The sequence below is a fragment of the Pseudomonas segetis genome (assembly GCF_900188155.1).
GTDB lineage: Bacteria > Pseudomonadota > Gammaproteobacteria > Pseudomonadales > Pseudomonadaceae > Aquipseudomonas > Aquipseudomonas segetis.
On sequence record NZ_FZOG01000002.1, the window covers coordinates 690,700 to 716,370 of the forward strand.

22 protein-coding genes are annotated in these 25,671 nt (G+C 56.0%); 13 read left to right on the forward strand and 9 right to left on the reverse strand.

Annotation, left to right across the window (positions count from 1 at the left end; genetic code table 11):
* The first annotated feature begins 16 nt into the window (after positions 1–16).
* A complete protein-coding gene (locus tag CHB79_RS09095; protein WP_089359635.1) occupies positions 17–1,600 on the forward strand; it encodes a peptide chain release factor 3 in 1,584 nt (527 codons plus the stop codon).
* A gap of 123 nt (positions 1,601–1,723) precedes the next feature.
* On the opposite strand, the gene CHB79_RS09100 is transcribed toward CHB79_RS09095, so the two are convergent.
* Positions 1,724–2,941, reverse strand: a complete 1,218-nt coding sequence (locus CHB79_RS09100) for a hypothetical protein (protein WP_089359636.1) — start codon at positions 2,939–2,941, stop codon at positions 1,724–1,726.
* 207 nt (positions 2,942–3,148) lie between these two features.
* On the opposite strand from CHB79_RS09100, the gene CHB79_RS09105 reads away from it, so the two are divergent.
* Positions 3,149–4,585 carry a chloride channel protein gene (locus CHB79_RS09105; protein ID WP_089359637.1) on the forward strand — a complete coding sequence of 479 codons (1,437 nt, stop codon included), beginning with the start codon at positions 3,149–3,151 and terminating at the stop codon, positions 4,583–4,585.
* 62 nt (positions 4,586–4,647) lie between these two features.
* On the forward strand, positions 4,648–5,430 hold the full coding sequence (locus tag CHB79_RS09110; protein ID WP_089359638.1) for a TatD family hydrolase: 783 nt from the start codon (positions 4,648–4,650) through the stop codon (positions 5,428–5,430).
* On the opposite strand, the gene ptsP is transcribed toward CHB79_RS09110, so the two are convergent.
* Positions 5,427–8,303, reverse strand: coding sequence for a phosphoenolpyruvate--protein phosphotransferase (ptsP, locus tag CHB79_RS09115; protein ID WP_089359639.1), 2,877 nt, complete (start codon positions 8,301–8,303; stop codon positions 5,427–5,429). The genes CHB79_RS09110 and ptsP overlap by 4 nt on opposite strands.
* A 54-nt stretch (positions 8,304–8,357) precedes the next feature.
* Here ptsP and CHB79_RS22035 point away from each other — a divergent pair, with 54 nt between their 5' ends.
* Positions 8,358–8,519, forward strand: a complete 162-nt coding sequence (locus CHB79_RS22035) for a hypothetical protein (RefSeq protein ID WP_176443162.1) — start codon at positions 8,358–8,360, stop codon at positions 8,517–8,519.
* 99 nt (positions 8,520–8,618) lie between these two features.
* Here the strand turns inward: CHB79_RS22035 and CHB79_RS09125 are convergent, their stop codons facing one another.
* The 4 genes from CHB79_RS09125 to CHB79_RS09140 all read right to left on the reverse strand — a co-directional run bounded on the left by CHB79_RS09125 (position 8,619) and on the right by CHB79_RS09140 (position 14,884).
* Positions 8,619–10,649: a methyl-accepting chemotaxis protein gene (locus CHB79_RS09125; RefSeq protein ID WP_010489739.1), complete on the reverse strand. Its 2,031-nt coding sequence runs from the start codon at positions 10,647–10,649 to the stop codon at positions 8,619–8,621.
* 299 nt (positions 10,650–10,948) lie between these two features.
* Positions 10,949–11,785 carry a regulatory signaling modulator protein AmpE gene (ampE, locus tag CHB79_RS09130; protein WP_089359641.1) on the reverse strand — a complete coding sequence of 279 codons (837 nt, stop codon included), beginning with the start codon at positions 11,783–11,785 and terminating at the stop codon, positions 10,949–10,951.
* A 7-nt stretch (positions 11,786–11,792) separates the two neighbouring features.
* Positions 11,793–12,344: a 1,6-anhydro-N-acetylmuramyl-L-alanine amidase AmpD gene (gene ampD / locus CHB79_RS09135; protein ID WP_010489735.1), complete on the reverse strand. Its 552-nt coding sequence runs from the start codon at positions 12,342–12,344 to the stop codon at positions 11,793–11,795.
* Positions 12,345–12,589: 245 nt separating this feature from the next.
* Entirely contained in the window at positions 12,590–14,884 is a 2,295-nt protein-coding gene (locus tag CHB79_RS09140) for a DUF1631 domain-containing protein (protein ID WP_089359642.1), read from the reverse strand.
* Positions 14,885–15,264: 380 nt separating this feature from the next.
* On the opposite strand from CHB79_RS09140, the gene nadC reads away from it, so the two are divergent.
* The gene (nadC, locus tag CHB79_RS09145; RefSeq protein ID WP_089359643.1) at positions 15,265–16,113 is read left to right on the forward strand and encodes a carboxylating nicotinate-nucleotide diphosphorylase; all 849 of its coding nucleotides are present in this window, start codon (positions 15,265–15,267) and stop codon (positions 16,111–16,113) included.
* Between the two features lie 3 nt (positions 16,114–16,116).
* On the opposite strand, the gene CHB79_RS09150 is transcribed toward nadC, so the two are convergent.
* Both CHB79_RS09150 and CHB79_RS09155 read right to left on the reverse strand, forming a co-directional pair.
* Positions 16,117–17,514 (reverse strand): O-antigen ligase family protein, encoded by a 1,398-nt coding sequence (locus CHB79_RS09150; protein WP_089359644.1) that lies wholly within the window; start codon positions 17,512–17,514, stop codon positions 16,117–16,119.
* Positions 17,515–17,602: 88 nt separating this feature from the next.
* Positions 17,603–18,040, reverse strand: coding sequence for a pilin (locus CHB79_RS09155; RefSeq protein ID WP_089359645.1), 438 nt, complete (start codon positions 18,038–18,040; stop codon positions 17,603–17,605).
* 221 nt (positions 18,041–18,261) lie between these two features.
* On the opposite strand from CHB79_RS09155, the gene pilB reads away from it, so the two are divergent.
* The 5 genes from pilB to yacG all read left to right on the forward strand — a co-directional run bounded on the left by pilB (position 18,262) and on the right by yacG (position 22,985).
* Positions 18,262–19,965, forward strand: coding sequence for a type IV-A pilus assembly ATPase PilB (gene pilB / locus CHB79_RS09160; protein WP_089359646.1), 1,704 nt, complete (start codon positions 18,262–18,264; stop codon positions 19,963–19,965).
* A gap of 2 nt (positions 19,966–19,967) precedes the next feature.
* Positions 19,968–21,185, forward strand: coding sequence for a type II secretion system F family protein (locus CHB79_RS09165; RefSeq protein ID WP_089359647.1), 1,218 nt, complete (start codon positions 19,968–19,970; stop codon positions 21,183–21,185).
* A gap of 3 nt (positions 21,186–21,188) precedes the next feature.
* Positions 21,189–22,061 carry a prepilin peptidase gene (locus CHB79_RS09170; RefSeq protein ID WP_089359648.1) on the forward strand — a complete coding sequence of 291 codons (873 nt, stop codon included), beginning with the start codon at positions 21,189–21,191 and terminating at the stop codon, positions 22,059–22,061.
* Between the two features lie 118 nt (positions 22,062–22,179).
* Positions 22,180–22,788 (forward strand): dephospho-CoA kinase, encoded by a 609-nt coding sequence (coaE, locus tag CHB79_RS09175; protein ID WP_010489721.1) that lies wholly within the window; start codon positions 22,180–22,182, stop codon positions 22,786–22,788.
* Positions 22,785–22,985: a DNA gyrase inhibitor YacG gene (gene yacG / locus CHB79_RS09180; RefSeq protein ID WP_010489719.1), complete on the forward strand. Its 201-nt coding sequence runs from the start codon at positions 22,785–22,787 to the stop codon at positions 22,983–22,985. Before coaE ends, yacG begins: the two co-directional genes overlap by 4 nt.
* 256 nt (positions 22,986–23,241) lie before the next feature.
* Here the strand turns inward: yacG and CHB79_RS09185 are convergent, their stop codons facing one another.
* Complete coding sequence (locus CHB79_RS09185; protein WP_089359649.1) at positions 23,242–23,937, reverse strand: energy-coupling factor ABC transporter permease; 696 nt, start codon at positions 23,935–23,937, stop codon at positions 23,242–23,244.
* Between the two features lie 112 nt (positions 23,938–24,049).
* Here CHB79_RS09185 and CHB79_RS09190 point away from each other — a divergent pair, with 112 nt between their 5' ends.
* The 3 genes from CHB79_RS09190 to CHB79_RS09200 all read left to right on the forward strand — a co-directional run bounded on the left by CHB79_RS09190 (position 24,050) and on the right by CHB79_RS09200 (position 25,650).
* Positions 24,050–24,679, forward strand: a complete 630-nt coding sequence (locus CHB79_RS09190; protein ID WP_010489713.1) for a DUF1780 domain-containing protein — start codon at positions 24,050–24,052, stop codon at positions 24,677–24,679.
* A gap of 134 nt (positions 24,680–24,813) precedes the next feature.
* Positions 24,814–25,320, forward strand: coding sequence for an MOSC domain-containing protein (locus CHB79_RS09195; RefSeq protein WP_089359650.1), 507 nt, complete (start codon positions 24,814–24,816; stop codon positions 25,318–25,320).
* A 156-nt stretch (positions 25,321–25,476) separates the two neighbouring features.
* Entirely contained in the window at positions 25,477–25,650 is a 174-nt protein-coding gene (locus tag CHB79_RS09200; protein WP_010489710.1) for a DUF3094 family protein, read from the forward strand.
* Positions 25,651–25,671 lie beyond the last annotated feature (21 nt).

Consider the following 25,671-nt stretch of genomic DNA (forward strand, 5'->3'; position numbering starts at 1 on the left):
AGTCAGGCAATCACCCATGACCACTCAGGCCGCCGAAGTCGCGAAACGTCGCACGTTCGCCATTATTTCCCACCCCGACGCCGGTAAGACCACCATTACCGAAAAACTGCTGCTGATGGGTAAAGCCATTGCAGTGGCGGGTACCGTCAAATCGCGAAAATCCGACCGCCATGCGACCTCCGACTGGATGGAAATGGAAAAGCAGCGTGGTATCTCGATTACCACCTCGGTGATGCAGTTCCCCTATCGCGAGCACATGATCAACCTGCTCGACACCCCCGGCCACGAAGACTTCTCGGAAGATACCTACCGCACACTGACCGCTGTGGACAGTGCGCTGATGGTGCTCGACGGCGGTAAAGGGGTTGAGCCACGGACCATCGCCCTGATGGATGTTTGCCGCCTGCGCGACACGCCGATTGTCAGCTTCGTCAACAAACTCGACCGCGACATACGTGACCCGATCGAACTGCTTGACGAGATTGAGGCCGTACTCAAGATCAAAGCCGCGCCTATCACCTGGCCGATTGGCTGCTACCGCGACTTCAAGGGTGTTTACCACCTCAGCGAAGACTACATCATCGTCTACACCGCAGGTCACGGCCACGAGCGCACTGAAACCAAGATCATCAAGCACCTCGATTCTGACGAAGCCCGTGCGCACCTTGGCGATGAATACGAGCGTTTTGTAGAGCAACTCGAACTGGTGCAAGGCGCCTGCCACGAATTCGATCAGGACGAGTTCCTAAGCGGTCAGTTGACCCCGGTCTTCTTCGGCACCGCATTGGGCAACTTTGGAGTTGATCACGTTCTCGATGCCGTCGTTGACTGGGCACCGCGACCATTGCCTCGGGCTGCCCATGAGCGGCTGGTTGAACCAACCGAGGAAAAATTCAGCGGTTTCGTGTTCAAGATCCAGGCAAACATGGACCCCAAGCACCGCGACCGTATCGCCTTCATGCGCATATGCTCGGGCAAGTACGAAAAAGGCATGAAGATGCGTCACGCACGCCTGGGCAAGGATGTACGCGTACCCGATGCGCTGACCTTCTTCTCATCCGAGCGTGAACAGCTGGAAGAAGCCTACGCCGGCGACATCATCGGCCTGCACAACCACGGCACCATCCAGATTGGCGACACCTTCACCGAAGGTGAAAGCCTCGGTTTTACCGGCATCCCGCACTTCGCCCCAGAGTTGTTCCGTCGCGTTCGCCTGAAAGACCCGCTCAAGTCCAAGCAACTGCGCCAAGGTTTGCAGGAGCTTGCCGAAGAAGGCGCAACACAGGTGTTCTTCCCGGAGCGCAGCAACGACATCATCCTGGGGGCGGTTGGTGTACTGCAGTTTGATGTGGTTGCCAGCCGCTTGAAGGGCGAGTACAAGGTCGAATGCGCTTACGAGCCGATCACCGTATGGTCGGCGCGCTGGATCGAATGCAGCGACAAGAAAAAGCTCGAAGACTTCAAGAACAAGGCCCATGAGAACCTGGCCATTGATGGTGGCGGACACCTGACCTACCTGGCGCCAACCCGCGTCAACCTGGCGCTGATGGAAGAACGCTGGCCGGATATCAAGTTCCGCGCCACTCGCGAGCACCATTAAACGAGCGGATCGCCAATGGTGGATGACGCTTTCTTCATCCACCATTGGCGCCTCTGCAGATGCCCGAACTCCAGCATGCTCGCAGTTTGATCCGGGCGGACAAGCTTAGCGTTGCTGCAGTGCCTAGGCTTCTACCGGCTGGGCGAAGATAATCACGCATAGCCCAATCAACACCGCGCACGCAAAAAACACCGCCCGCAGTTTGTGACCTTTACGCCAGGACATCAGCATCGCCTGCAGCGACTGCAAGGTGTAATAGGCCACAAACATTTTCGAGGCGTAGGTGATGATCTCGTAGATATTGGCAAACCAGGTGATGCCGATTGCCACCAAGGCCGTTAGCAGATTGCCAATGCGTACAGGAAAGCGTCGCCCCGAGGCTTCTGCCAACAGGCCGCCTGCGCCATTCATGTCAGCGACCGCAGCTGACAGTTGCGACGACAATGCCGTGAGAATCAATAATGGCCCGAGCAAGCTACCAATGGGCTTGAGCAAATCAATAATTGCGGTTTCACCGCCCTGCTTTGGCAGGCCGCCACTGAACTGGCTGGTAATCAGCAACAGGAAAGCAATGTAGATCGCGGTGGCAATCCACTGTGCCCAGCGCATGCTGCGCACCCTGACTTCGGCACTGTATTTCGAGCCTAGGTAGCGTGACGTCTCGAAGCCCTGCACCAGGATCACCAGCCCCAGCAACACCGTGAGTGACTGCATGCCCTGATCGTGATGCTTGACCGCCCAAACCAGTTCACCCGCTTGCCACTCATGAAAATTAGCCAAGGCCAGCGCGACCAGAAGGCCACCAATCAACGTCATTTTCAGTGAAACAACCCACACCTCGAGTCGCTCCAGACCCGCCAGGCCGCGCAATGTGCCCAAAAGACCAATAGCCGCGATGACTGCCGTCGACACAATGCGGATCCACAAGGTGTCAAGCACCTCGCCAATGCGCAGGCCAAACGCGGCAAACAGGTTGAGGTAGTACGCGACCGAAACGAAATAGGCCAGAGCTAGAGCCAATTCAGAAAGTCGCTCAAGCCAGGCATGGTAAGGCGCCGGATTATCATCCAGGTGCTTTTCAAGATGGGTGATGTTGTAGCGAATCGCAGCGCCGAACCAATATGCCAACAGACATAGCGCCAGCATCGCCAGCCAAGCCCAGGCACCTGCGGCGTGGGCAAGGATCGGCCCAGCTACCAAAAAGCCCGAACCAATGATCGAAGCCAGTGGCGTAACAGTCGCCCGCCAAAGGTTTGCCCGGATCAGGCGCGGATAAAAGAATACGGCTGCAAAGACCAGGCAGGCGATGACCAGCACAATATTCGGCGTCAGCACATTCATAGGCTTACTCGAATTACTACAGAACTGAAATCAACCCAGGGCGCTATGCATATGGTGCCGATCTACCCCGGTTGGCCTGGCAATATCACCTGCAGGGAACGGTTATCAGCCTAGACCATGGGGCATCATACGGCGATATGTGGCAAGATATTACAACAAGCCCGCCATGGGCTTGCCTGACCTCTTCCTTATGCGGTCCAGTGCCTTATGCCCAGCAATTCTGAAGCCCAGAAAACCCCAACTGCGCGCCAACGTTTTCGCGCCCGGCGTCGCTACCTGCGCGTTTTGCGACAGCGCCTTGCATTCTGGGTTGGGGCGCTGCTGGTTGGTTTGGTTGCACTTGCTTTTGCCTGGCTGGCGGATGAGGCAAATATCTATTTCCAACGGATGCTCAACCATAGCAATTACTGGCCGTGGCTGGTCACCCCGTTAGGGTTCGCTGCTCTGGCATGGGCCACTCAAGGCTGGTTCAGAAACGCCAAGGGCAGTGGTATCCCGCAGGTGATTGCCACACTTGAGCGCCCATCCAGCCGCTTCCGCAACCGGGTGCTGTCGCTGCCTATTGCTGCGGTAAAAATGGTCCTTTCAGTCGCGGGCCTGCTGGTGGGCGCCTCGATTGGGCGTGAAGGCCCGACCGTGCATGTTGGCGCGGCATTGATGTACACATTCGGCAGGCGCCTGGGTTTGCAGGCACGCAGCGCGGGCTCCGGGTTGATCATCGCGGGCGGCGCGGCGGGTATCGCCGCGGCATTCAATACACCACTGGCCGGGGTTGTTTTCGCGATTGAGGAACTCAGCCACCGCTTTGAGCAAAGTCTCAATGGCCTGGTGCTGACTGCGGTCTTGATCGGCGGCATGGTCACCCTTGGCTTGATGGGCCACTACAGCTACTTCGGCCAACTCAGTGCCGAGCTACCGCTGAGTCGCGACTGGCTTGCAGTGTTGGTTTGCGGGGCGGCAGGCGGTCTGGCAGGTGGTTTGTACTGTCGCCTGGTATTGCCGGCCAAACTAGGCCCGTTGGCGCTGATGGCAGCCTGGCGGGCAAGGCGTCCGGTGATCTTCGCGGGTATTTGTGGTTTGGTCATGGCATTGCTTGGATTGATCTCCGGACAGCATGTTTTCGGCACCGGCTATGCCGAAACCCGGGCAATTCTTGAAGGCCAGCCGGTCACCGATGCCAGTTTTGTCATCTGGAAGTTCCTCGCCAATGTCGTCTCCTACCTGGCCGGTATTCCCGGCGGGCTGTTTTCTCCCTCTTTGGCGGTGGGCGCCAGCTTTGCCCCCTGGGTGACCGACTGGATACCCGGTATCAGCTTGCAGGCGGCAGGCTTGATTGGCATGGCTGCGTACCTTGCCGGCGTCACCCGAACACCGCTGACCGCCACGGTCATCACCATCGAGCTATCGCACAGCCAGGACATGGCATTGCCCATCCTGGCCGCAAGCCTGCTGGCCAGTGCTATTTCTGGACGCATCTCCCCCGTACCGCTTTACCGCGCATTGGCCACGCAGCTATTGGACGTCGAGCGTGAATCCATTGCCAAGCGGCGCAGCAAAAGACAGCAGGACAGCGCAGCTGCAGCCGCCCAAGCGCAGACAAAACAGGCGCCGGAGCCAGGCAACCCTGAACAGGGCCAGCCTTAGAACTGGCGATTCTGGGTTAAATCGTCGATGCTAGGCAGACGTCCCAAGACATCCCTGCCTTTATGCGCCTGATCGATACACACACTCATCTCGACTTTCCCGACTTCGATGCCGACCGCACTGATGTGCTGGCGCGCAGCCGCGAGCTGGGAGTTGAACGCCTGGTGATCCTGGGCGTGCATCAGGCCAACTGGCAACGTGTCTGGCAATTGGTTGAGGGCGACAAGAACCTGTACGCCGCCTTGGGACTACACCCGATCTACCTGGCAGAACATCAGCCCCATCACCTGCAGGAGCTGCGCGAGTGGCTGCAACGCCTTGAAGGTCACCCGCAACTCTGCGCCGTGGGTGAAATTGGTCTCGACTATTTTATTGAGACACTCGACCGGCAACAGCAACAAACCTGGTTCGAAGCACAATTGCAGCTCGCAGCTGAGTTCGAACTTCCGGCATTGATTCATGTGCGTCGTACCCATGCCAAGGTTATCGCCACACTCAAGCGCATAAGGCTAAAGCGTGGCGGCATTATCCATGCGTTTTCCGGCAGCTATGAGGAAGCTCGCGAATACATCAAGCTCGGTTTCAAGCTCGGCCTTGGCGGCGCACCGACCTGGCCACAAGCATTGCGCATGCACCGCGTACTGCCGCAACTTCCCCTCGACGCGATAGTGCTCGAAACAGACTCGCCGGATATGCCGCCGGCCATGTATCCGCAGCAACGCAACAGCCCTGAACACTTGCCGGATATCTGCCATGCGCTGGCCCTACACTTCAAGCTCGACGCCGAACAGCTTGCATCAATCACCAGCGCCAATGCCGCAGCGCTATTCGGCTGGTCGAGCTAAATAGCCTCGACCAGCGCACGCACTGCACTGGCGCTGTCTTGCCCAAGCGCCTGTTGTGCAAGTTGCTGGCAAAGCCCCCAGTCAAGCTCTCGCACCCGCGCCTTGACTCGCGCAACCGAACGCGCAGAAACACTCAACTCATCAACCCCAAGCCCAACCAGCAGAGGCACCGCCACCCTGTCAGTGGCCAGCTCGCCGCAAACGCCCACCCATTTGCCATGCGCATGAGCAGCGCTGACCGTCTGGTGGATCAGGCCTAGCACCGCCGGATGCAAGCCATCGGCCTGCGCCGACAACCTTGGATGGTCACGATCAATGGCCAGGGTGTACTGCGTCAAGTCGTTGGTGCCAATGCTAAAGAAATCCGCTTCCCGGGCCAAAACCTGCGCCAGCAGGGCAGCGCTTGGCACTTCAATCATGATGCCCAATTGCAAATCTTTAACCGGAACCTGGGCGCGGACATCTAGCGCTATATCCCGCGCGGCACGCCACTCTTCAACCCCACCAACCATCGGGAACATCACCCGCAACGGACGCTCACCGGCACAGCTGAACAATGCCCGTAACTGGGTTTCGAGAAGCTCAGGGCGCAACAGGCTCATGCGGATCCCACGCACGCCAAGAAAGGGGTTGGTTTCTGCTGGCATAGGCCAGTAGGCAAGTGGCTTGTCGCCGCCAACATCAAGGGTGCGCACCACCAACGGCAAGCCATCAAGGGTATCAAGCACGCGCCGGTACTCACGCTCCTGGGTCGCTTGATCCGGCGCCTGGGCATGGTTCATGAATATCCACTCGGTGCGCATCAAGCCTATCGCTTCAGCGCCGGACTCGATCGCCAGCCCGGCCTCACTGCTCGAACCTATATTGGCCGCCACTTCGACGCCATGACCGTCGCGCGTGATGGCGGGCTTCGAGCGCTCGGCATAGGCGCGCTCTTGTCGCTGCTGGCTCACCTCGCGCTCTTGCAGCGCTTGCTGCAAGGCCTGCTCGTCGGGCGCGATACGCACCATGCCGTGATCACCATCGACCAACAATTGCGTACCCTGCGACAAGGCCAGCACGCTTTCTCCAGCACCGACGACCGCAGGAATCCCCAACGCCCGGGCGATAATTGCACTGTGCGCCGTGGCGCCACCGCGTGCAGTCAAAATACCGGCAACGCGCTGGCGGTTGAGACTGGCAACATCCGAGGGCGCAACTTCCTCAACGACCAGCACATAAGGCTCATCGGGCTCCTCCAACGGTTTCACGCCGCACAGGCTGGCCAGGACGCGCCGACCGATATCACGCAGGTCGGCTGCACGCTCCGCCAACAGGGCATCGTGCAAGGACTCCTGTTGCCTGGCAGCGGTATCGACTTCGACGCTCCAGGCCGCCTCGGCACTGGCACCGCCTGCCAGCCTTGCTTGAATGTCATCATGCAGCGCCGGGTCACTCAGCATCGCTTGATGCATCAGCAAAATATCGCGCACATCGGTTTCCTGGCACTGATCAACGACCACCTGGATATCGGCGGCCACCGCTTCGAGGGCATCATCAAGCCGCTGACGCTCGTGACGCTCGCCCCGTCCTTCTGCCGCATACTCAAGCACTGGCGGCACTCGCACCAAGGCAGGGCCAATGGCGATCCCCGGAGACGCGGCAACCGCACGCATGCGTGAACCGGCAGTGGGTTGATCAAGCCTTTGCGTCGAGCTCAGCGCATCCTCAATCGCTGCCTGGACGGCAGGCTCGGTATACACAGGCAATGGCTCGACCTGTTCACCCAGGCCCTGTTCAACTGCGGTTTTCAGGGCAGCCAATGCCTGTTCGGCAATACTGGGTTCGGCGCTGAACTCAAGCACCTGGCCACGCCGCGCACCCAGCCCAAGCAGCTTGCTCAAGCTCTTGGCAGACACGCCAAGCCCCGGTTCCTCAGCGAGACGCACGCGAATATCGCCCATGAAACCCTGGGCCAGCTCGCTCAACACCTTGGCTGGCCGGGCATGCAGGCCATGTGAGTTGGCCAGGGTGACACAGACCCGACTCCAGTCAGCCGGTACTTGGCCACCCAATGCCTCGAGCACGGTACGCCTTGATCTAGCCTGGCTGAATCTGTCGGCATGTCCCTCGATCAACAGGTCACACAAACGCTCAAGTACCGGGCGATGCGCTTCTCCCAGACTGGCCAGACAGAAGAGTCCCTTGACCGGCTGTTGATTGAGCTCAACGGCGCGTTTGGGCGAAACAAAAGACAAACCTGGCAATTGCACCGATTGCTCACAACCGAGCCACCACAAGCCATCGCCCAAGGCCAGCGGCTCGGCCTGCATCAGCTTGGCAATAAAAGCGGAGTCAACGCAGCCAGCCTTTTTCAGCAGCCGCGCGCCCTGCCATACCAACTCGTCAAAATCCTCCACCGTGACACCCAGGCGAATCAGCTGGCTGTCGAGCAACAGTTCCTGCGGCGCGCCTTGCAGCAAAGCGACTATGGTTTCGGCTTCAGTGGCTTGGTGCAGGGCCCGGCCCAGGCCTTCATCACTCAGGGCATGGGTGAGCAATTGCAGGAGACGTAAGTGCTCATCAGTCTGCGCAACAATGGCGATAGCCAGATACACCTGCTGGCCATCCCCCCAATCGACGCCCTGCGGGAAGTGGATCAAACGCACACCGGACTTGATGATCAGGTCGTGGCCATCCGCAGTGCCGTGCGGGATCGCCATACCCTGGCCGAGGAAGGTCGAATTCTGCGCTTCACGCGCGCGCATGCTGTCCAGATAACCGGGCATGACTAAACCATCGTCAGCCAACCTTTTAGCCAGCATGCACAGTACTTCGTGCTTATCGCCTGCATTACGACCCATCTGGATCTGCGCAGCCTCTATCTCGAGCATGGAGCGCCTCCTGTATGAGCGTGAATTTAGCGATTGGCAGTGCGCGAATCAGTCATGAACGCGGACAATCCTGAAGCACGGATGACCGTCGCAATGGCGCATCAGCGCAATCCATGGCGGGGGAGAACTGTCGATAACCAATGGCTGGAACATCTACCGCGCGCAAGCACCATCCTACAACAGCTGGCGCGCATTGCCGAACGCCTGCCTGCATGATTGCAGCGCCGAGGTTTAAGGGACGCGGGGTGCGCAGACATGCCCTGCGCACCCCTGCACTCGGGCAAGACCCGCCTGACGGGGGGCTTGCCCGCCGGTTCAGACGCGGAAGGCACCAATCAGTTGCTTGAGCTGCGACACTTGCGCCGACAACTCACGACTGGCTTGTTCGGTATCGCTGGCGCCCTCTGCGGTTCGCTCGCCCGCCTGATTGATCTGCACGATGTTCTGGTCGATGTCATGGGCAACGGCCGTCTGCTGCTCGGCGGCGGCGGCGATTTGTTGGTTCTGGTCAACGATCATGCCCACTGCGCCGAGGATATTTTCCAGCGCGGCCTGCACTTTGCTCGACTCGCTCACCGTGTCATCAGCCATTTTATGGCTCACGCCCATTGTCTTCACTGCCGCGCCCACGCCGCCCTGCAGTTTTGAAATCATCACTTCAATTTCTTCAGTGGATTGCTGCGTGCGCTTGGCCAGGTTACGCACCTCATCTGCAACCACGGCAAAGCCCCGGCCCTGCTCACCGGCGCGTGCAGCTTCAATTGCGGCATTGAGAGCCAGCAGGTTGGTCTGCTCGGCCACGCCCTTGATCACGTCCAGCACCTGGGAAATCGACGCGCTGTCGCTGGCCAACTGATTGATGACCAGAACCGACTGATCTATCTCGCCGGCAAGCCGCTGAATACTGCTGACTTGCGACTCAAGCAAGGCGCGGCCACTGATGGTTTCATCATTGACACTGTTGGCGCTGCCTACCGCAGCCGCAGCGCTACTTGCCACCTCCTGCGCGGTCGCAGACATCTGGTTCATCGCCGTGGCGACCTGCTCGATCTGCCCCAGTTGCCCCGCCACCGCCTGGTTGCTCTGCGCGGACACCGACTCAACCCGCCCAGCCTGGCGCTCAACCTCGACAACCGTTTGCCCCACGCGATTGATCAGCTCGCGGATTTTCACCACGGTGCCGTTGAACACCAGCCCCAGCTCCCCGACCTCGTCCTGGCTGCTGGCCTTGAAGCTAACGGTCATATCACCAGTGGCAACCTGGTTCATGGTCAGGCCAAGCTGCTTGAGGCTGGTACGAACCGACACATAGAAACCGCTGTAAAGATAGAAGATGAGCAGCAAAACCAGCCCCAGCGCTACAGCCATCAGCACCATTCGGTTTTGACTGGCTTGCACCCGCGTTTCAAGACGCTGGTCAAGCAGGCTGACCACGGCATCGCTTAAATCATAGGTCTTGGCGATCAAGGCCGTGGTATCAGTAAAGAAGGCGCGCCATGGCGCATTGAGCGAGTCGGCTACTACCACTCGATCCTCGAACAAACGGATCGCCTCAGGCAGCGATTTCTGGCTGGCATCGGCCAGTCCCGCCAGTGCCGAGCGCACATCCTCGCTAGCGCTCAAGGCCTGCTGGACATCAACAGAATAGGCGCTGCCGAGGGTTTCCAGAAACTCAAGCAAATCCGCGAAGGTGTTGCTGTCGGCCGAATTCAACAGCCCCTGTCCCAGGGTTGCCGCCCCCAATTCGCGCCCCTGGCCCAAGGCCTGGGTCACCTGGGGCATGCTGCTGATCAGCAGGTTCGTCAGTTGGCGTACAGCCCGTTCACTGTCCTGGATCAAGCCAGCCTGGCTGGCGATCAACTTGCTAAACACGCCGGCCCGACTTAGCAGCTCACGGCCCAGGTTGACTTTACTGCGCAGCGATGGCTCTGCCTCAATCGCTTCCAGAGCCGCCTTTACCTGTTCGTACTGGGCGTTGAACTCCGCAAGATCCGCCTCTGAACTGACAGCAGGCTGCATGCCAGCCAGATTATTCTCGATCGAGGATTTAGTCGCGCTCAACTCGTCAGCCAGGCCACTGCCAGTGCTATTACTGCCCAGTTCGGCATCGACACTGAGTAAATTAGCGTAAAGCTCGGCATCTCGACGTAGTTTCAACGAACTCGACAGCAACTCAATGCTGTTGCGCGCAGACTCGCTCACCTGATATTGACGGTAAGCGTCATGCATCAGGAAGTAGTTGGTCACCAGCATGGGCAGGAAAAACAAGATACTGATCAAACCAAACTTCATGCCGAAGCTGAGGCGGTTCATCAGAGCGATGGCCGGATACAACGCAGTCTTCACAAGACGTCTCCAGATCGAATTATTTTTATTAATTGGTAGTTCTCAGACGGACTACCTTTAACTTCTCACGCGCACTTCAACGCAGCAGAACAGGACGATTGGCCAGGCAGCACAATCCATCACACCTGCGAGGGACAATGTATACCTGTTATCGACCTGATTCTCTGTAACTTAAGGTAAGTGACGAACTGAATATCGCCTGATAAACGACCACACACTCAGCGGCGCAACGCTTCGCGATCAAGCGCTCAACCGGCCCTTGGCCTGGCAGGTTGAGACGCTCGGGAAGCTGCAGAGGCTTAGAGGAACAGGGTCCACAACGCAAAGATGGCGTACCAAAGAATTGCGCAGCGCACCAGCAATTGCCAGAGCTCATCGAGGCTATTGACCCCAGCCTCCCCCAGCACGGGCGCAGTCACTTCACTGGCGGCCCTGGCGACATTGGTGACCAGCCGTGCAGCGCTGATATCCCAGCTCAGTAACTCATGCAGCAACGCCCGGCTGACGCCCACAAAGTTACCGACCAGGCCAAAACTGACGCAGAGCAGCCGAGCGGGCAGCCAGTCAAAGGCATGACGCAGCTGGCTGGCTCGCACTTGCAATGCAGGTTGTTGCGAGTGCTCTTCGATCAATGCCAATAGCCGATACGCCAGCGCAACCAGTGGGCCAAGCAAGGCGTACCAGAAAATAACAGCGAAGAAACTTTGATAGGCCTGCCAGACCAGGTATTGCTGCACATCGGACAGCAAGGCTTCGGGAGTCTGCGCATCAATGCCCAGGTCGCGCCGCGCCACAAGATAAGCCGACTCACTGTCACTGCGCCGCCAACTGTCGCGAAAAGGCCCCAGCGCGACCCACAAGTCGCCACGCCCAAGGCTGTAGACCACGACCAGCAAATGAACAGGCAGGGCCAACCATCCATAGGCAACAGTGGACAACACAGCGAGAACCAGCGCCAGGATAACCAGTGGCAAGGCCAGCATGCCAACGAGCGTCAACCAGGGGCTAGCCAATTGCTTTTTGTTGCGTTCAACCTTGGCCAGCAGCCGCAACCAGGGGCCATCTTGCTGGACGGCACTGCGCCAGGACGAAAACTTCTCTACCCAGAGCACCAGCAGTAACACCAGAAAATTCATATCCGCCTCATTGTTCAGTCAAGCCAGAGCGCAAACGTTGCCAATCAAACGCCGGGCCCGGATCGGTTTTACGTCCAGGAGCAATATCACTGTGGCCGCGCATGCGCTCAAGAGTGATCTGCGGATAAGCACGTTGCAAGGCTAAAGTCAGGGTTTTCAATGCATGATATTGCGCATCGCTAAAAGGGAGTTCATCGGTGCCTTCCAGTTCGATCCCCAGGGAAAAATCATTACAGTTTTCGCGACCGTCAAAACACGAAACGCCCGCATGCCAGGCTCGGTCCAGACAGGAGACAAACTGGGTGATGCTGCCATCACGCTCAATCAGGAAGTGCGCGGAAACAGTCAGCGCTGCAATCTCAGCAAAATAGGGATGTTGGTCAACATCGAGCCGGTTCTGGAAAAAAGCCTGTACATGGCCGCCACCGAATTCGCCTGGTGGCAGGCTTATATTGTGTATCACCAACAACGAGATCTCACCCGCCGGGCGCTCATTGCAATTCGGTGACGGACAGTGGCGAACCCCTTGAAACCAACCTGTACGAGAATCCAGTTGCATACAATTTCCTCTAAACAGGCGACTACTCTAGAGCAGCAGCATGACAGGGCCAAGGGGGAAAACCGCTCAAAGCCTTGCGCACCATAAACGGCGGACAGAAAAGCGCTGTCCGCCCTACGAGATAAACATCATCCGTAGGGTGTGACAACGCTTGGCTTGCCCACCACGCCACCACAATAAGCGAGCCCCAGACAGCAAAACGCCCGACACTAGGCCGGGCGTTTATTTGAAGCGCTACTGAGAAATCAGCCGTTCTTCAAGCGACGCAAATTCCCGATCACCGACTCAAGCGCACGATCAAACAACAGCGCATCATCGAGCAAGCGTATGGCATTGCGCCGAAACTCAATGGCCAAGGCCATGCGCGTTTTCTCCAGAACCTTCATGCCGGTACGGTTCACGAAGATGTACTTGCCTGTTGGCTTGATGATCGCCGCCAGCTTGCAACGCAGCTTGTGCTCATCGTCCTCAATAAACTCAACCCAACTGCCCACACGCAGCGCATCAACCTTGGGCAGCATTTCATCATCGTCCGGCAAGGCGACTTCAGGCTGCGGCGCCTCGGTTTCACCAGGAGCCAGGAGCACAATCTCCTCGACCACCTCGACCATGGGCGCTACATCAGGCTCATCAGCGGGTGGCACTTCCAGCAGCGGCACTTCGATCCCGGCATCAAGCAAGGCCTGGTTTTGCTCGCGGGTTTTCTCGGCCACCGGCGCGGCCATGATCCGCTTGAAACGCTGGAAGGCATGAACGTGCAGACTCTCGAGCTGGCTGAAGAACTCGCTGGTGGCAAAGGGATCAAAGGCTGCGCTGGTCATGCCTTCGCGCAACGCCTTGAGCAAGCCCGGCACCAATTCCAGCAAGCGCAGGCGCGCCTCGGGATCGTCATGGGGCTCGACGCTCCAGATCAAATCGTCCATGGTCGCCAGCGCAGCATTCCACTCGTCTGACTCAACCCCGTGCTTGAGGCAAGTCAACGTCAGCACGCTGCTCCAGCCCTCTTGCAGCAAACGCACCACAACTTCGGGCAGCTTCTTGCCCAGCAAACGCTGGTTAAGCGCCTGCTCGACCTGCTTGCGCGCCAACTCGGAACGGGCACTGCCCTCTTCCGCATCCCGGGTGCGTTGTTCAAGCAACTCGCTGCGGCGGCGCTCATCGACGGTGAACGCCATGAAATCGCTAAGCAACTCGGAGAAAATCTGTGGGTCGTCAACAAAGTCATTCAGCAGACGCTGGACAATCTGCTCGATCTTCTGGAACAGGCTGTCGCGCTGCGCGTTGTCCTGATCGCCCCAACCCAGCGAGGCGGCAGCAATTTCGTTGAGCAGGCGGCGGGCCGGGTGACTGCCACGGCTGAAAAATGTCTTGTCGAGTACCGCCACCTTGAGCATCGGAATCTGCAGGCGCGCAATCAGCGCTTTTAGCGAGTCTGGCAAGGTGCGGTCATCAAGGATAAATTCAAACAGCATCGACACCAGGTTGATGACGTCCTCATCGACCTCACCCACAACCCGTGTCTTACCGCTCTTGGCACTGGCCCGGCTGAGCAGTTGCTCGAGCTGGTCACGCAAGTCGAACTCGGCGCTTGCCTGCGCAGGCGCACGCTGCTGCATATGGGACAGCAGGCGCATCAGGTCATTGCTGGTAATAGGCATCGCATCGACCGGCGCCTGGCGCTGGGTGAGCGAGCCGCGAGCCTGTGACAACAACCCCTGGAGTGCGCTGAAAACCTCCTGTACATCTTGTTCGGCAAACTCACCAGCGACGGCCGAGTGCGATACCGCCTCACCGGCAACGCCACGGCTTGCAGCTTGCCCCTGGCTGGGCGAGCGACGAACAGGTGTCGATTTCAACTCAGGCAAAATACCTGCCGCGACCAATTGCTGGTTGGCCTCGGCATAAAGCTGATCAAGATCGGCCAGGACAAATTTTTCGAACAGCTTGAGGATGATCAGCTTGACGCGAATATCCACACCCAAGCTGGCACAAGCGCTCAGGAAGTCCGCGCACAAGGAAGCCGGCCCCAAGGGATTGCTCTTGTCATCGAGCTTGCGGCTGATCACTGCATTCAAGCGTGTAGTCAGGTGGCCCAGCGCCTGGCTGTCACGGCTGAGCACCTTGGCGACCATCGCATCAGTGGCCACCGTCTCCTCAAGCTCATCGTTCTGTACCAGCGACAAGCTGTCGAACGAAACGCTATCGAGGGCTGGCGCTTTGCCAATGGCGTATTGATTGAGGCTGGAGAAAGACTCGAAGATGGCTTGCAGAAACTCGCGCTCGACGTTCTTTCGCTTCAAGCGCAGGTCACGCATGGCCTCGAAAAAGGCATTCTGCTCACCGTTGCTGGTAGCGCGATCGGCCATTTCAAACAGCGTGTCGTCGGCATTATCAAACAGGGCCTGCAAAGCCTGCTTGAGCTGCAGTGCAGCTTTGTCGCGCAACTGAATCAAGGCGGCAGGCAGCCTCGCCGCAGAGGCAGCGTTGTTCTGCTCCGCAGTCAGAGGATTAAGGTGAACCACCTTAGCGTCAGTTGTCATAGTTGTCCGTCTCCTGCAGATCGCCCTCCATGGCTGCTATCTCTGCATGCACTCAATCGCCAGCACTGAACGTCAATACAATGGCGTCAATAATCTATATATGAACGCATTATAGCCATCTAGCACAACTTACCAAGCCTTCAACAGCATCAGGCATGACTCAGGTCACACATGGCAGCCCCAACTGACGAGCGGTACAGATCACCAGCCAGTTAGGTTCTAAGAGCATCAAATCATCAAATGATTCACTCTAAGGCGCCCCTGAAAAACTGCAGCCAACCTGACAGAGCCGGCCAATGCCTGCGCCAAACCGGCATTTATAGCTGCAGAGCAGCGAAATCTGCTTTTATAATCGCGGCTCACCGAAAATGGAGCGCACCATGCCTAACCTGACCCTCGCCGACCTAACCGCCGAAATCGAGGCCAACGTTCGCCGGGCACTGGCAGAAGACATGGGCAGCGGTGACATCACCGCCCAACTGATCCCCGCCGAGCGACTGGCTCACGCGACCGTCATCAGCCGCGATGCAGCGGTGATCTGCGGTACCGCCTGGGTGGATGCGGTATTTCGCCAGGTTGACGACCGCGTGGCAGTGCACTGGCAAGTGGCTGACGGCGATCGCGTCGAACCCAACCAGGCGCTGTTCCATCTTGAAGGCCCGGCACGCGCCCTGCTCACCGGCGAACGCAGTGCACTGAACTTCCTGCAAACCCTCTCTGCCGTGGCCACTCGCTGCCAGCACTACGCCGATATAGTGCAAGGCACCCAGATCAAGATTCTCGACACGCGCAAGACCCTGCCGGGCCTGCGCCTCGCCCAGAAGTACGCCGTCACCTGCGGCGGTTGCCACAACCACCGCATCGGCCTGTTCGACGCCTTCCTTATCAAGGAAAACCATATCGCCGCCTGCGGCAATATCGACGCTGCCGTCAAGGCCGCACACAAGATCGCACCGGGCAAGCCAGTGGAAGTCGAAGTCGAAAACTTGATTGAACTGCAAGAAGCGCTGGACGCCGGCGCCGATATCATCATGCTCGACGAACTGTCACTCGATGACATGCGCCAAGCCGTCGCCATCACCCAAGGCAAAGCCAAACTCGAAGCCTCAGGCGGCGTCAACGAGTCCACACTAAGAGCCATCGCCGAAACCGGCGTGGACTATGTGTCGATTGGTACGCTGACCAAAGATATAAAGGCGGTGGATTTGTCGATGCGGTTGGGGTTGTGAGGCCTATTCCCAGGGAATTTGACCTAAAATCCAAAAGCGTGGCATGTAACCTGCGAAGTGTGAATCGAGATACGCTTGTTGCTTATTCTGCAAATCCGGCACATCAATCATTAGCGTATAACCGATAACTACTAAAAACAGAATACTTAACAGCCTTACACCCATAAGCTTGTAGCGTGTCGCTGAATAACCAAAAGAAGCATTTTGAGTCCAGCGCGCAGTTGCCAGGCCAGCAATAATTGCAAGCCATGTTTCTGTATAAGGCATAACAAATACACCATCAACCTGAGCAAGAACAACTGCAGAAACAAGCGATATAGCAAGCACTGCATCAAAATCCGTAGCTAAGCCCGACCTAATAAATCGCCAACCTGCTCTCGCCGCATAAATCATTAAAAGCAAAACGGCAACAGCCACTCCGCCACCCCATTCAGCTAGAAGTTGCAAAATAAATTGATGAGGGTGAGCTGCAATCGGATTTAATACCGCGGAAAAATTCATTGGACCAACACCCAAAACTGGATTGGCTATAAATAGCTCCCAGGCGATCCCCCAAATCACTTCTCGCCCCGACAATGAAGTCCTTAGGCCGTCTCTTAGGTTTACATCAATATCAAACCAGCTTGGAATTAAAAAGAAAAACACCAAATACAAACCTAGCCCAACACCTGCGACAGCGGCTTGCAAAGCAACGATACGCCAAAATTTAACCGCAACAATTAATAGAGCTATATTCGCCACCATCAAACCAACCAAAACTCCACGCCCAGCCAAACAATAAGCAACTACCCATTGAACGCTCAAAACTCCGAACAAAAAAACTGCCCCTACCTTATTGTCACGCGACCACAACCATCGAAGAGCACAAGTTGCAATCGGCAGGGCAATAACCTGGAATTGGCCATAAAACCGTGGATTAGAAAAACCACCAATCAAAACATTAGACTCAAGCATATATATACCACTTAAGTAAGCAGATATATAAGCTACTAAAAACTGAAACGACAACAACACCAAAACAAAAACAATCATTCCCGGAAACACCACATGCGTACGAAGCGGCAATTCCGAAACATACAAAGCCAAAATAACAAGCCCCCCATAACACGCCCACTCTTTCAAAGACCAGATAACATATTCCGAGTCAGCGCACGAAAAAAGCCCGCAAATAAAAATAAAAACAAAAATGAAAAAGAACTGATGACTAAACCTTTGCGCCCCTGAGAACACAAACCCTATCAAAGCAAAAAACAGCAATATCAACTGGGCGACTCGTTGCTGATCATGCCACTTTAATTCTGATATAAAAATCAACACACAAGATATTGAAAAAAAAGAAAACGCAAAAAAAACTACCACTAAAGCCGAAACTTTCTGAAACTCTAGCCGATTGAAATCCATGGCAAGCCTTCTACAAGAGACTGTATCTCATAAAAAACGCCTCGCATGTGCGAGGCGTTCTAAAGTAAATCAAATATAGAAAACTAGATTAGCTTCTTGGGCAACCAGCGGGAGCAAAGGTATCATCCCAACCTGAGTTCGAAGATGCTGTAAGGCTGCAGGTCCAAGCACCAGCAGCAGTACGACGCAGGTTAACTACTGCACCGTTCACTGCAGAAGCAACACTCCCATTGAGCGTGCCTTGGATAAGAGCAGTTCCAGCAGCAGTATCCATAGTAACAGTTGGCGCAGCATTCATGAGACTTGAAGTCGTGAACCCTAGTTCAGCAGCAGTAGTTGCAGGATCATTACGACTAAACCGCTCTTCTGCTGCAGTCTTGAGTGCAGATAATTCGCCAACGGCACGAGTAACTTGAGTACGAGAAACATAGTTCTGATACTGAGGGATAGCGATAGCAGCCAAGATACCGATGATCGCAACTACGATCATCAATTCAATCAGGGTAAAACCTTTTTGAGCTTTCATGTAACTCTCCTAGAAATGAATAGGCCCAACGACCTGACCAGATCAATGCATTCACTGTGCCAACTTCCAAAATGCCGAAAATCCCCGTCCAAAGATCTCTATACAGCTAAAAGCGATCCTGATTAGCGACATTATGTGACGCATTTTGTCAGTCTTGGAATGTCAATTTGGTTCTGCCCTTCAACTAGGCTATAACGCAGGCATAGTTTCTGGAGCCCGCAATGAACGACGTCGTCTCTCTCACTGGCCTGGCCAAGCAAATGGTTATCGCTGAGCTGCTTGATGAAAAAGCAGCCCAGCAAGCCCAGCAGCAAGCCACGCGCAATAAAATGTCGCTGGTGACCTACCTTGTGCAAAACAAGCTGGTTAAAAGCCGGGCACTGGCCGAGCTGGCTTCCGACCAGTTTGGTGTGTCATTCGTTGATTTGGGTGCCATAGACAAAGAAAGCCAACCACGCGACCTGGTCAGCGAGAAGTTGGTGCGCCAACACCGGGTGATTCCGCTTTGGAAGCGCGGTAACAAGCTGTTTATTGGCGTATCCGACCCGACCAACCATCAAGCGGTCACGGATATCCAGTTCAGCACCGGCCTCAATACCGAAGCCATCCTGGTTGAAGATGACAAGCTTGGCGACGCCATCGAGAAGTTCTTCGACTCAGGCACCAACGGCATGGAAGACCTTGCCGATGTTGACCTGGACGGGCTGGATGTTGAAGCGGTAGATGATGAGCCGCGTGGTGGTGATGGCGGCCAGGAAGCCGATGATGCGCCGGTGGTGCGCTTCGTTAATAAGATGCTGCTGGATGCAATCAAAGGCGGCTCTTCCGACCTGCATTTTGAGCCCTACGAAAAAAGCTATCGCGTACGCCTGCGCACTGACGGCATCCTGCATGAAGTGGCGCGCCCGCCGATTCAGCTTGCGCCACGAATTTCCGCTCGCCTTAAGGTCATGGCCTCCCTGGATATTTCCGAGCGGCGCAAACCGCAGGATGGCCGGATAAAAATGCGTATTTCCAAGACCAAGTCCATCGATTTCCGGGTCAACACCTTGCCCACGCTGTGGGGAGAGAAGATCGTGATGCGGATTCTCGACCCCACCAGCGCACAAATGGGCATTGATGCGCTGGGCTATGAGGAAGATCAAAAAGAGCTGTATATGACGGCCCTCAAACAACCGCAGGGCATGATTCTGGTTACCGGCCCGACCGGTTCAGGCAAAACCGTTTCCCTTTATACAGGCCTGAATATCCTCAATACGCCAGATGTAAACATCTCCACCGCCGAAGACCCGGTCGAGATCAACCTTGAGGGCATCAACCAGGTCAACGTCAACCCCAAGCAGGGCATGGACTTTACCCAGGCACTGCGCGCATTCCTGCGCCAGGACCCGGATATCATCATGGTTGGCGAGATCCGCGACCTCGATACCGCCTCCATTGCGGTAAAAGCCGCGCAAACCGGCCATATGGTGATGTCGACCCTGCACACAAACAGTGCCGCAGAAACCCTGACTCGCCTGCGCAATATGGGCGTGCCGTCGTTTAACATCGCCACCTCGGTCAACCTGATTATTGCCCAGCGCCTGGCGCGCAAGCTGTGCAGCAGTTGCAAAAAAGAAATTGACGTACCGCGCGAGACGCTTTTGGGAGAAGGGTTCCCCGAGGCAAAAATTGGCACATTCAAGATTTTCGGCCCCGTGGGATGTGAAAATTGCAAAGGCGGTTACAAAGGCCGTGTCGGAATATATGAAGTGGTTAAAAACACGCCTAACCTGCAACGGATTATCATGGAGGAAGGCAACTCCATCGACATTTCCGCGCAGATGCGCAAAGACGGCTTTAATGATCTACGCACCTCGGCACTGGTGAAAGCGATGCAAGGCGTCACCAGCCTTGAGGAAGTCAACCGCGTAACCAAGGATTAACCATGGCGGCAAAAGCATTAAAAACCAGCGTATTCGCCTGGGAAGGTAAAGATAAGAAAGGCGCAGTGGTCAAAGGCGAGCTTAACGGCCAAAACCCTGCCTTGGTCAAAGCCCAACTGCGCAAACAAGGTATCAACCCCACCAAGGTACGCAAAAAATCTGCCTCAATCTTCAGTGCAGGCAAAAAGATCAAGCCCATGGACATTGCCTTGTTTACAAGGCAAATGGCGACCATGATGAAAGCTGGGGTGCCGCTACTGCAGTCGTTCGATATTATCAGCGAGGGTTTTGACAACCCTAATATGCGCAAGCTAGTTGATGAGATCAAGCAACAGGTCGCAGCAGGTAATAGTTTTGCTGCCTCCCTACGAACAAAACCCCAGTATTTTGATGAACTCTACTGCAATTTGGTTGAGTCTGGCGAACAGGCGGGAGCTCTTGAAGGTTTATTAGACAGAATTGCAACCTACAAAGAGAAAACCGAGTCTCTCAAGGCAAAAATCAAAAAAGCAATGAACTACCCGATTGCCGTAATTGTGGTAGCAATCATTGTTTCCTCAATCCTTCTGATCAAAGTAGTTCCGCAGTTTCAAGAAGTATTCGATAGCTTCGGCGCAGAGCTACCAGCATTTACATTAATGGTCATCAATATTTCCGAAGGTCTACAAAGGTGGTGGTACGTATTCATCATTGGAGCATTTTTACTCGGCATAATTTTTAAAGAAGCCCATAAACGGTCACAAAAATTCCGAGATTCGATAGACCGAATGTTGCTTAAGATGCCCGTGGTAGGCGACATTATATACAAGTCCGCCATTGCCCGTTTTGCACGAACACTTTCAACTACATTTGCCGCAGGTGTTCCACTTGTGGACGCCCTTGACTCAGTAGCTGGCGCCACGGGCAACATTGTTTTTAAAAATGCAACTAACAAAGTAAAGTCAGATGTATCGACAGGCATGCAGCTGAACTTCTCCATGAGGTCAACAGGAGTGTTTCCTTCAATGGCTATCCAGATGACTGCTATTGGTGAAGAATCTGGCTCACTCGACGACATGCTGAGCAAAGTGGCGAGTTATTACGAAGAAGAAGTCGACAATATGGTCGATGGCCTTACCAGCCTAATGGAGCCAGTCATCATGGCTGTTTTAGGTGTCCTCGTTGGCGGCCTTATTATCGCCATGTACCTACCCATCTTCCAACTGGGCAACGTCGTCTAACCCATGCAAACACTCGACTTTCTGGCCAGCTCTGCGCTGGCCTTTTCTTTATGCGTGCTGGTTATCGGCTTGCTGGTTGGCAGTTTTCTGAATGTTGTGGTGTATCGCCTGCCCATCATGATGCAGCGCGATTGGCAGGCCCAGGCGCGTGAAGCATTGGAGTTGCCTGCCGAAGCCCCTAAACAAAGCTTCAACCTGTTTCTGCCCAATTCAGCATGCCCTTCGTGCAAGCATGAGATTCGCCCTTGGGAGAACATCCCGGTCGTCAGCTACCTGGCACTGCGTGGCAAATGCTCCAGTTGCAAAACCCCGATCAGCAAGCGCTACCCCTTGGTTGAGCTGGCCTGCGGGGCGCTGTCATTCTTTATTGCCTGGCACTTTGGCTTTACCTGGCAAACCGGCTTGATGCTCTTGCTCACATGGGGCTTGCTGGCAATGAGCCTGATTGATGCCGACCACCAATTGCTACCCGATGTACTGGTGCTGCCGCTGCTCTGGCTCGGCTTGATCACCAACTACTTTGGCCTGTTTACCAGCCTTGGCGATGCACTCTGGGGTGCGGTTGCCGGATACCTGAGCCTGTGGACGGTGTTTTGGCTGTTCAAGCTGGTCACGGGCAAGGAAGGCATGGGTTATGGCGACTTCAAGTTACTGGCCATGCTAGGCGCCTGGGGGGGCTGGCAGATCCTGCCGCTGACAATCTTGCTGTCGTCTCTGGTTGGCGCAGTCCTTGGCGTGATCATGTTGCGCATGCGCAATGCCGAAACCAGCACACCAATCCCCTTTGGTCCTTACCTGGCTATCGCGGGCTGGATAGCCCTGATCTGGGGCGAGCAGATCACTTCAACCTACCTGCAATTTGCCGGCATGAAATAGCTCGATCGAGCGCACTGGCCATGCGCTCATCATGCATCTCATCTTCCGGGTCGCCAGCAACAAGCCCCCTGCTCTACAATCTGCAGTCTGTTTGATTGATTAGAGCCACTGCACGCGCATGAAACCTTGGATTTTGGGCCTCACCGGCGGCATCGGCAGCGGTAAAAGCGCGGTTGCGCAATGCTTTATCGACCTTGGCGTGCATCTGGTGGATGCCGACCAGGCGGCGCGCTGGGTGGTTGAGCCTGGTCGCCCTGCCCTACGCCAGATAACCGAGCACTTTGGCGAAGCTATCCTGCAAGCGGATGGCCAGCTTGATCGCGCAGCGCTGCGCAAGCTGATTTTTCAGGATGCCGAACAGCGACGCTGGCTCGAAGCCTTACTGCACCCGCTGATCAATCAAGAGATCATCCAGTATCTGGCCCAGGCAACCTCGCCTTATGCAATTCTGGTCACTCCCTTGCTGGTGGAAACCGGCCAGCACGCATTGACCCAGCGCGTACTGGTGATCGACGCACCCGAAACGCTGCAGATTGAACGCACGCTGATGCGCGACAATACTTCACTCGAACAGGTGCAGGCGATTCTTAACGCCCAGGCTACACGCCAGCAGCGCTTGCAAATAGCCGATGACGTACTGGTAAACGACCGCGATCTCATTTGGCTGCGCAGCGAAGTTGAACGCCTGCATACTTTTTACCTGACTCTAAATAGGGGCCAACCATGACCACACCCACACTCGTCGCCTGCCCGACTTGCGCAGCACCTGTTGAATGGGGCCCACAAAGCCCTAGCCGGCCGTTTTGCTCGGAACGTTGCAAGCTGATCGACCTGGGCGCCTGGGCATCCGAGGAGCATGCGATACCCGGTAATGAACTGGAAGACGATGTGTTTTCCGAGGAAATCCCGCCGCGCACCCACTGACAAAGGGCTCCATACCCTTCGTAGGGTGGGCAACGCGAAGTTTGCCCACCCTAACCCGATCAACAAACAAATCGGCCAGTGTAAATGGTGGATGAAAAAAGCGTCATCCACCCTATGGAACCTCTGAAAAAGGTAGCGAGCGACGATAGTACAAGGCAAAAAACTGCGAAAAAGCGGAGTTTAGTGGCCTAAATGAGCATTTTGAGCAGTTTTTTAACGCCGTAATATCTAGCGCAGTAGTTTTTCAGAGGTTCCCTTACGAATCGGGTGGTTGCTTGTCGTTTTTCCAGGGCGCAGACAAATAGCGGCTGCGATTGAAGGTTTCCAGCCAGTCCGGATAGAACACCACCAGCGCACTCACCACCAAACCATTGATAAAGGCCTCTGGAAATATCACCAACCATAAATAGCCGATGTAGTCTTCAATCCAGGGCGGCATCTCGAACACGCCATCCAGCCACAACAGACCAAATGCCGAGAGTATGACCAGCAAGGTCGCCAACGCCGCCGGGAAAAAGCCGCAAAAGAAGATATACACGAACAAGTTTTCCGGTTGCTCGCGCTCGACACGTAGCGCACACAACTCGGTCACCAGCACCGGCAGCGCCACCAACAACACACCGTTTACACCAAGCGCCGAAAAGTCCTGCAGCCCCAACGCCAGCAACCCAAGTTGCGCCAGCAGGCCAACCAGCACCGCCAGCGGCCAGTCGAGCAGCAAGGTCACAGCTGTCATGCCGATAAAGTGATAGGACAGGCCCGACTCGAAATCTCGCCGCACCAGCCATAACAAAAACAACGCCAAAGCCGTGGCAAACACCAGATGCTGGCGGCGCAGGTCGCTGATCAGCGCCACCCAGGGCGCACGCCAAATCGCCCAGAGCACGACGGGCGCATACAACAGCCAGCCTGCCAGCGTGCTAGTGGTCGTGAGTAACTCGGCACCAATCATCTCGCCACACCTCAGCCAGGACAGATGAGCGACAGTCTACACCGCTGACCAAAGGCTCTAAACCGCCAGCTGATCGTCACGCGTGGCCAAACAATAGAGCTAAGCTAAGTAGATGGATGATTCTGACTACCTGCGCCTGCTCACCGACCATGCCGAGCAAGCCAATACATTCCTGTCGAATGCACGTAAATGGGAGCGTGAGCGCTGGGTTTGCCACCGCTTGCTGCAAGCGTTCAACCTGCGCCACAGGCTTGAAGAGTTCAATGCGCCCGGTAATGAACCGCCCGATGTATTATTTCGCGAGGCCAATTTCGAGGTGTTCTTTGTGCTCGATGAAGGTCGCCGCCTCAATGATGAGTGGCGGGCCGAACTCGAACGCCGTCGGCGGGCATTCTCCCTGAGCCAGCTGGTCCGACGCGAGGCCAAGCCCAAACGCATCCCGGCCAAGGATCTGCTCGCCCACCTTGCCCCCACACTGAGCAAAAAAGCCCACAACTACCGTGAACGCAACCTTGATCTTGGCGAACTGGATCTAGTCGCCTACATCAACCTGAAACGCTCGATACTTGATTTCAACAGCCACTTCCCGCCGCCCACCGACTTCCTTCGTCAAGGCTGGCGCTCGCTTTCGGTGGTTGCCCCGACCTTCGCCCGGGTGATTTTTGCTCACGCCGATGCGCCCGACTTTTTACGCAACAACCTTGGTCGCAGCGTCATTTTCGATGCAGGCATGAGCCTGTAAACGTAATATCTGCCAATAATCGCAGTCAGTATTTCGCAGATAAAACACCCTTGTCCGCCCCAATGAATCGCCCTTCGCAGGGTGCGACAACGCGAAACTTGTCCACCACTCACAAATCAAACTCGGACCATTCAATGAGCCCGCTCAAAGCATTACTCGCAGCAGTTCCGCAACAGGGTCAGGTACGCTGGATTGGTGTACGCCCCGCATCGCGCGCGCCAATGATCATGCTCGATGCCGTGGAAGCGCGACGCGATGAAGGCCTGACCGGCGATCACAGCCGCCCTGGCCCGCGCAATGCTCGCCAAGTCACCTTTATCCAGTGGGAACACCTCGCGGTCGTAAGCGCATTATTGAATCGCCACGCAGACAACCCGATTCGCGCCGAAGACCTGCGCCGCAATATCGCAATCAGCGGTATCAACCTATTCAGCCTCAAGGGCCGACGCTTCAGAATCGGGCAAGCGGTGTTCGAAACCACAGGTTGGTGCCAACCCTGCGCACGCCTGGAAGAACGGCTTGGGTTAGGCACATTCCAGGCGATGAGGGGCCACGGCGGCATTACCGCCAGAGTGCTGCAAAGTGGCATCATTCGTTGCGGCGACAGCTTGACGGTAGAACCCCTGGCAGATACGGACTAAGAGGCAATCCTGCACCAGCTTGTTACAGGCCAGCAGCTGAACATCAATTACGCCCTGTCCGGTTAATTGCGCTAGGCTTGAACGCACAAGAGCCTGTAAGCAATTGGGAATTTTTCTATAATCAGGCCCATGATGCACTCGACCATCGAGGTTTCCATGACCAGCCGCCTTAAGCCTGTCGACCAACAACGTGTTGACCAGTATCTGAGCGCCCCACAACACCAAGTCGAACGCCGCCCTTTTAAGGTCTGGCGCCTGCTATTGGTGGTGCTGTGTATAGTCATCGCCCTCGGGTTCCTCAGCCGATTTCTTGGGAGTTTGGTGCTATGAGCTGCCTAGCGCTCGCCCTAC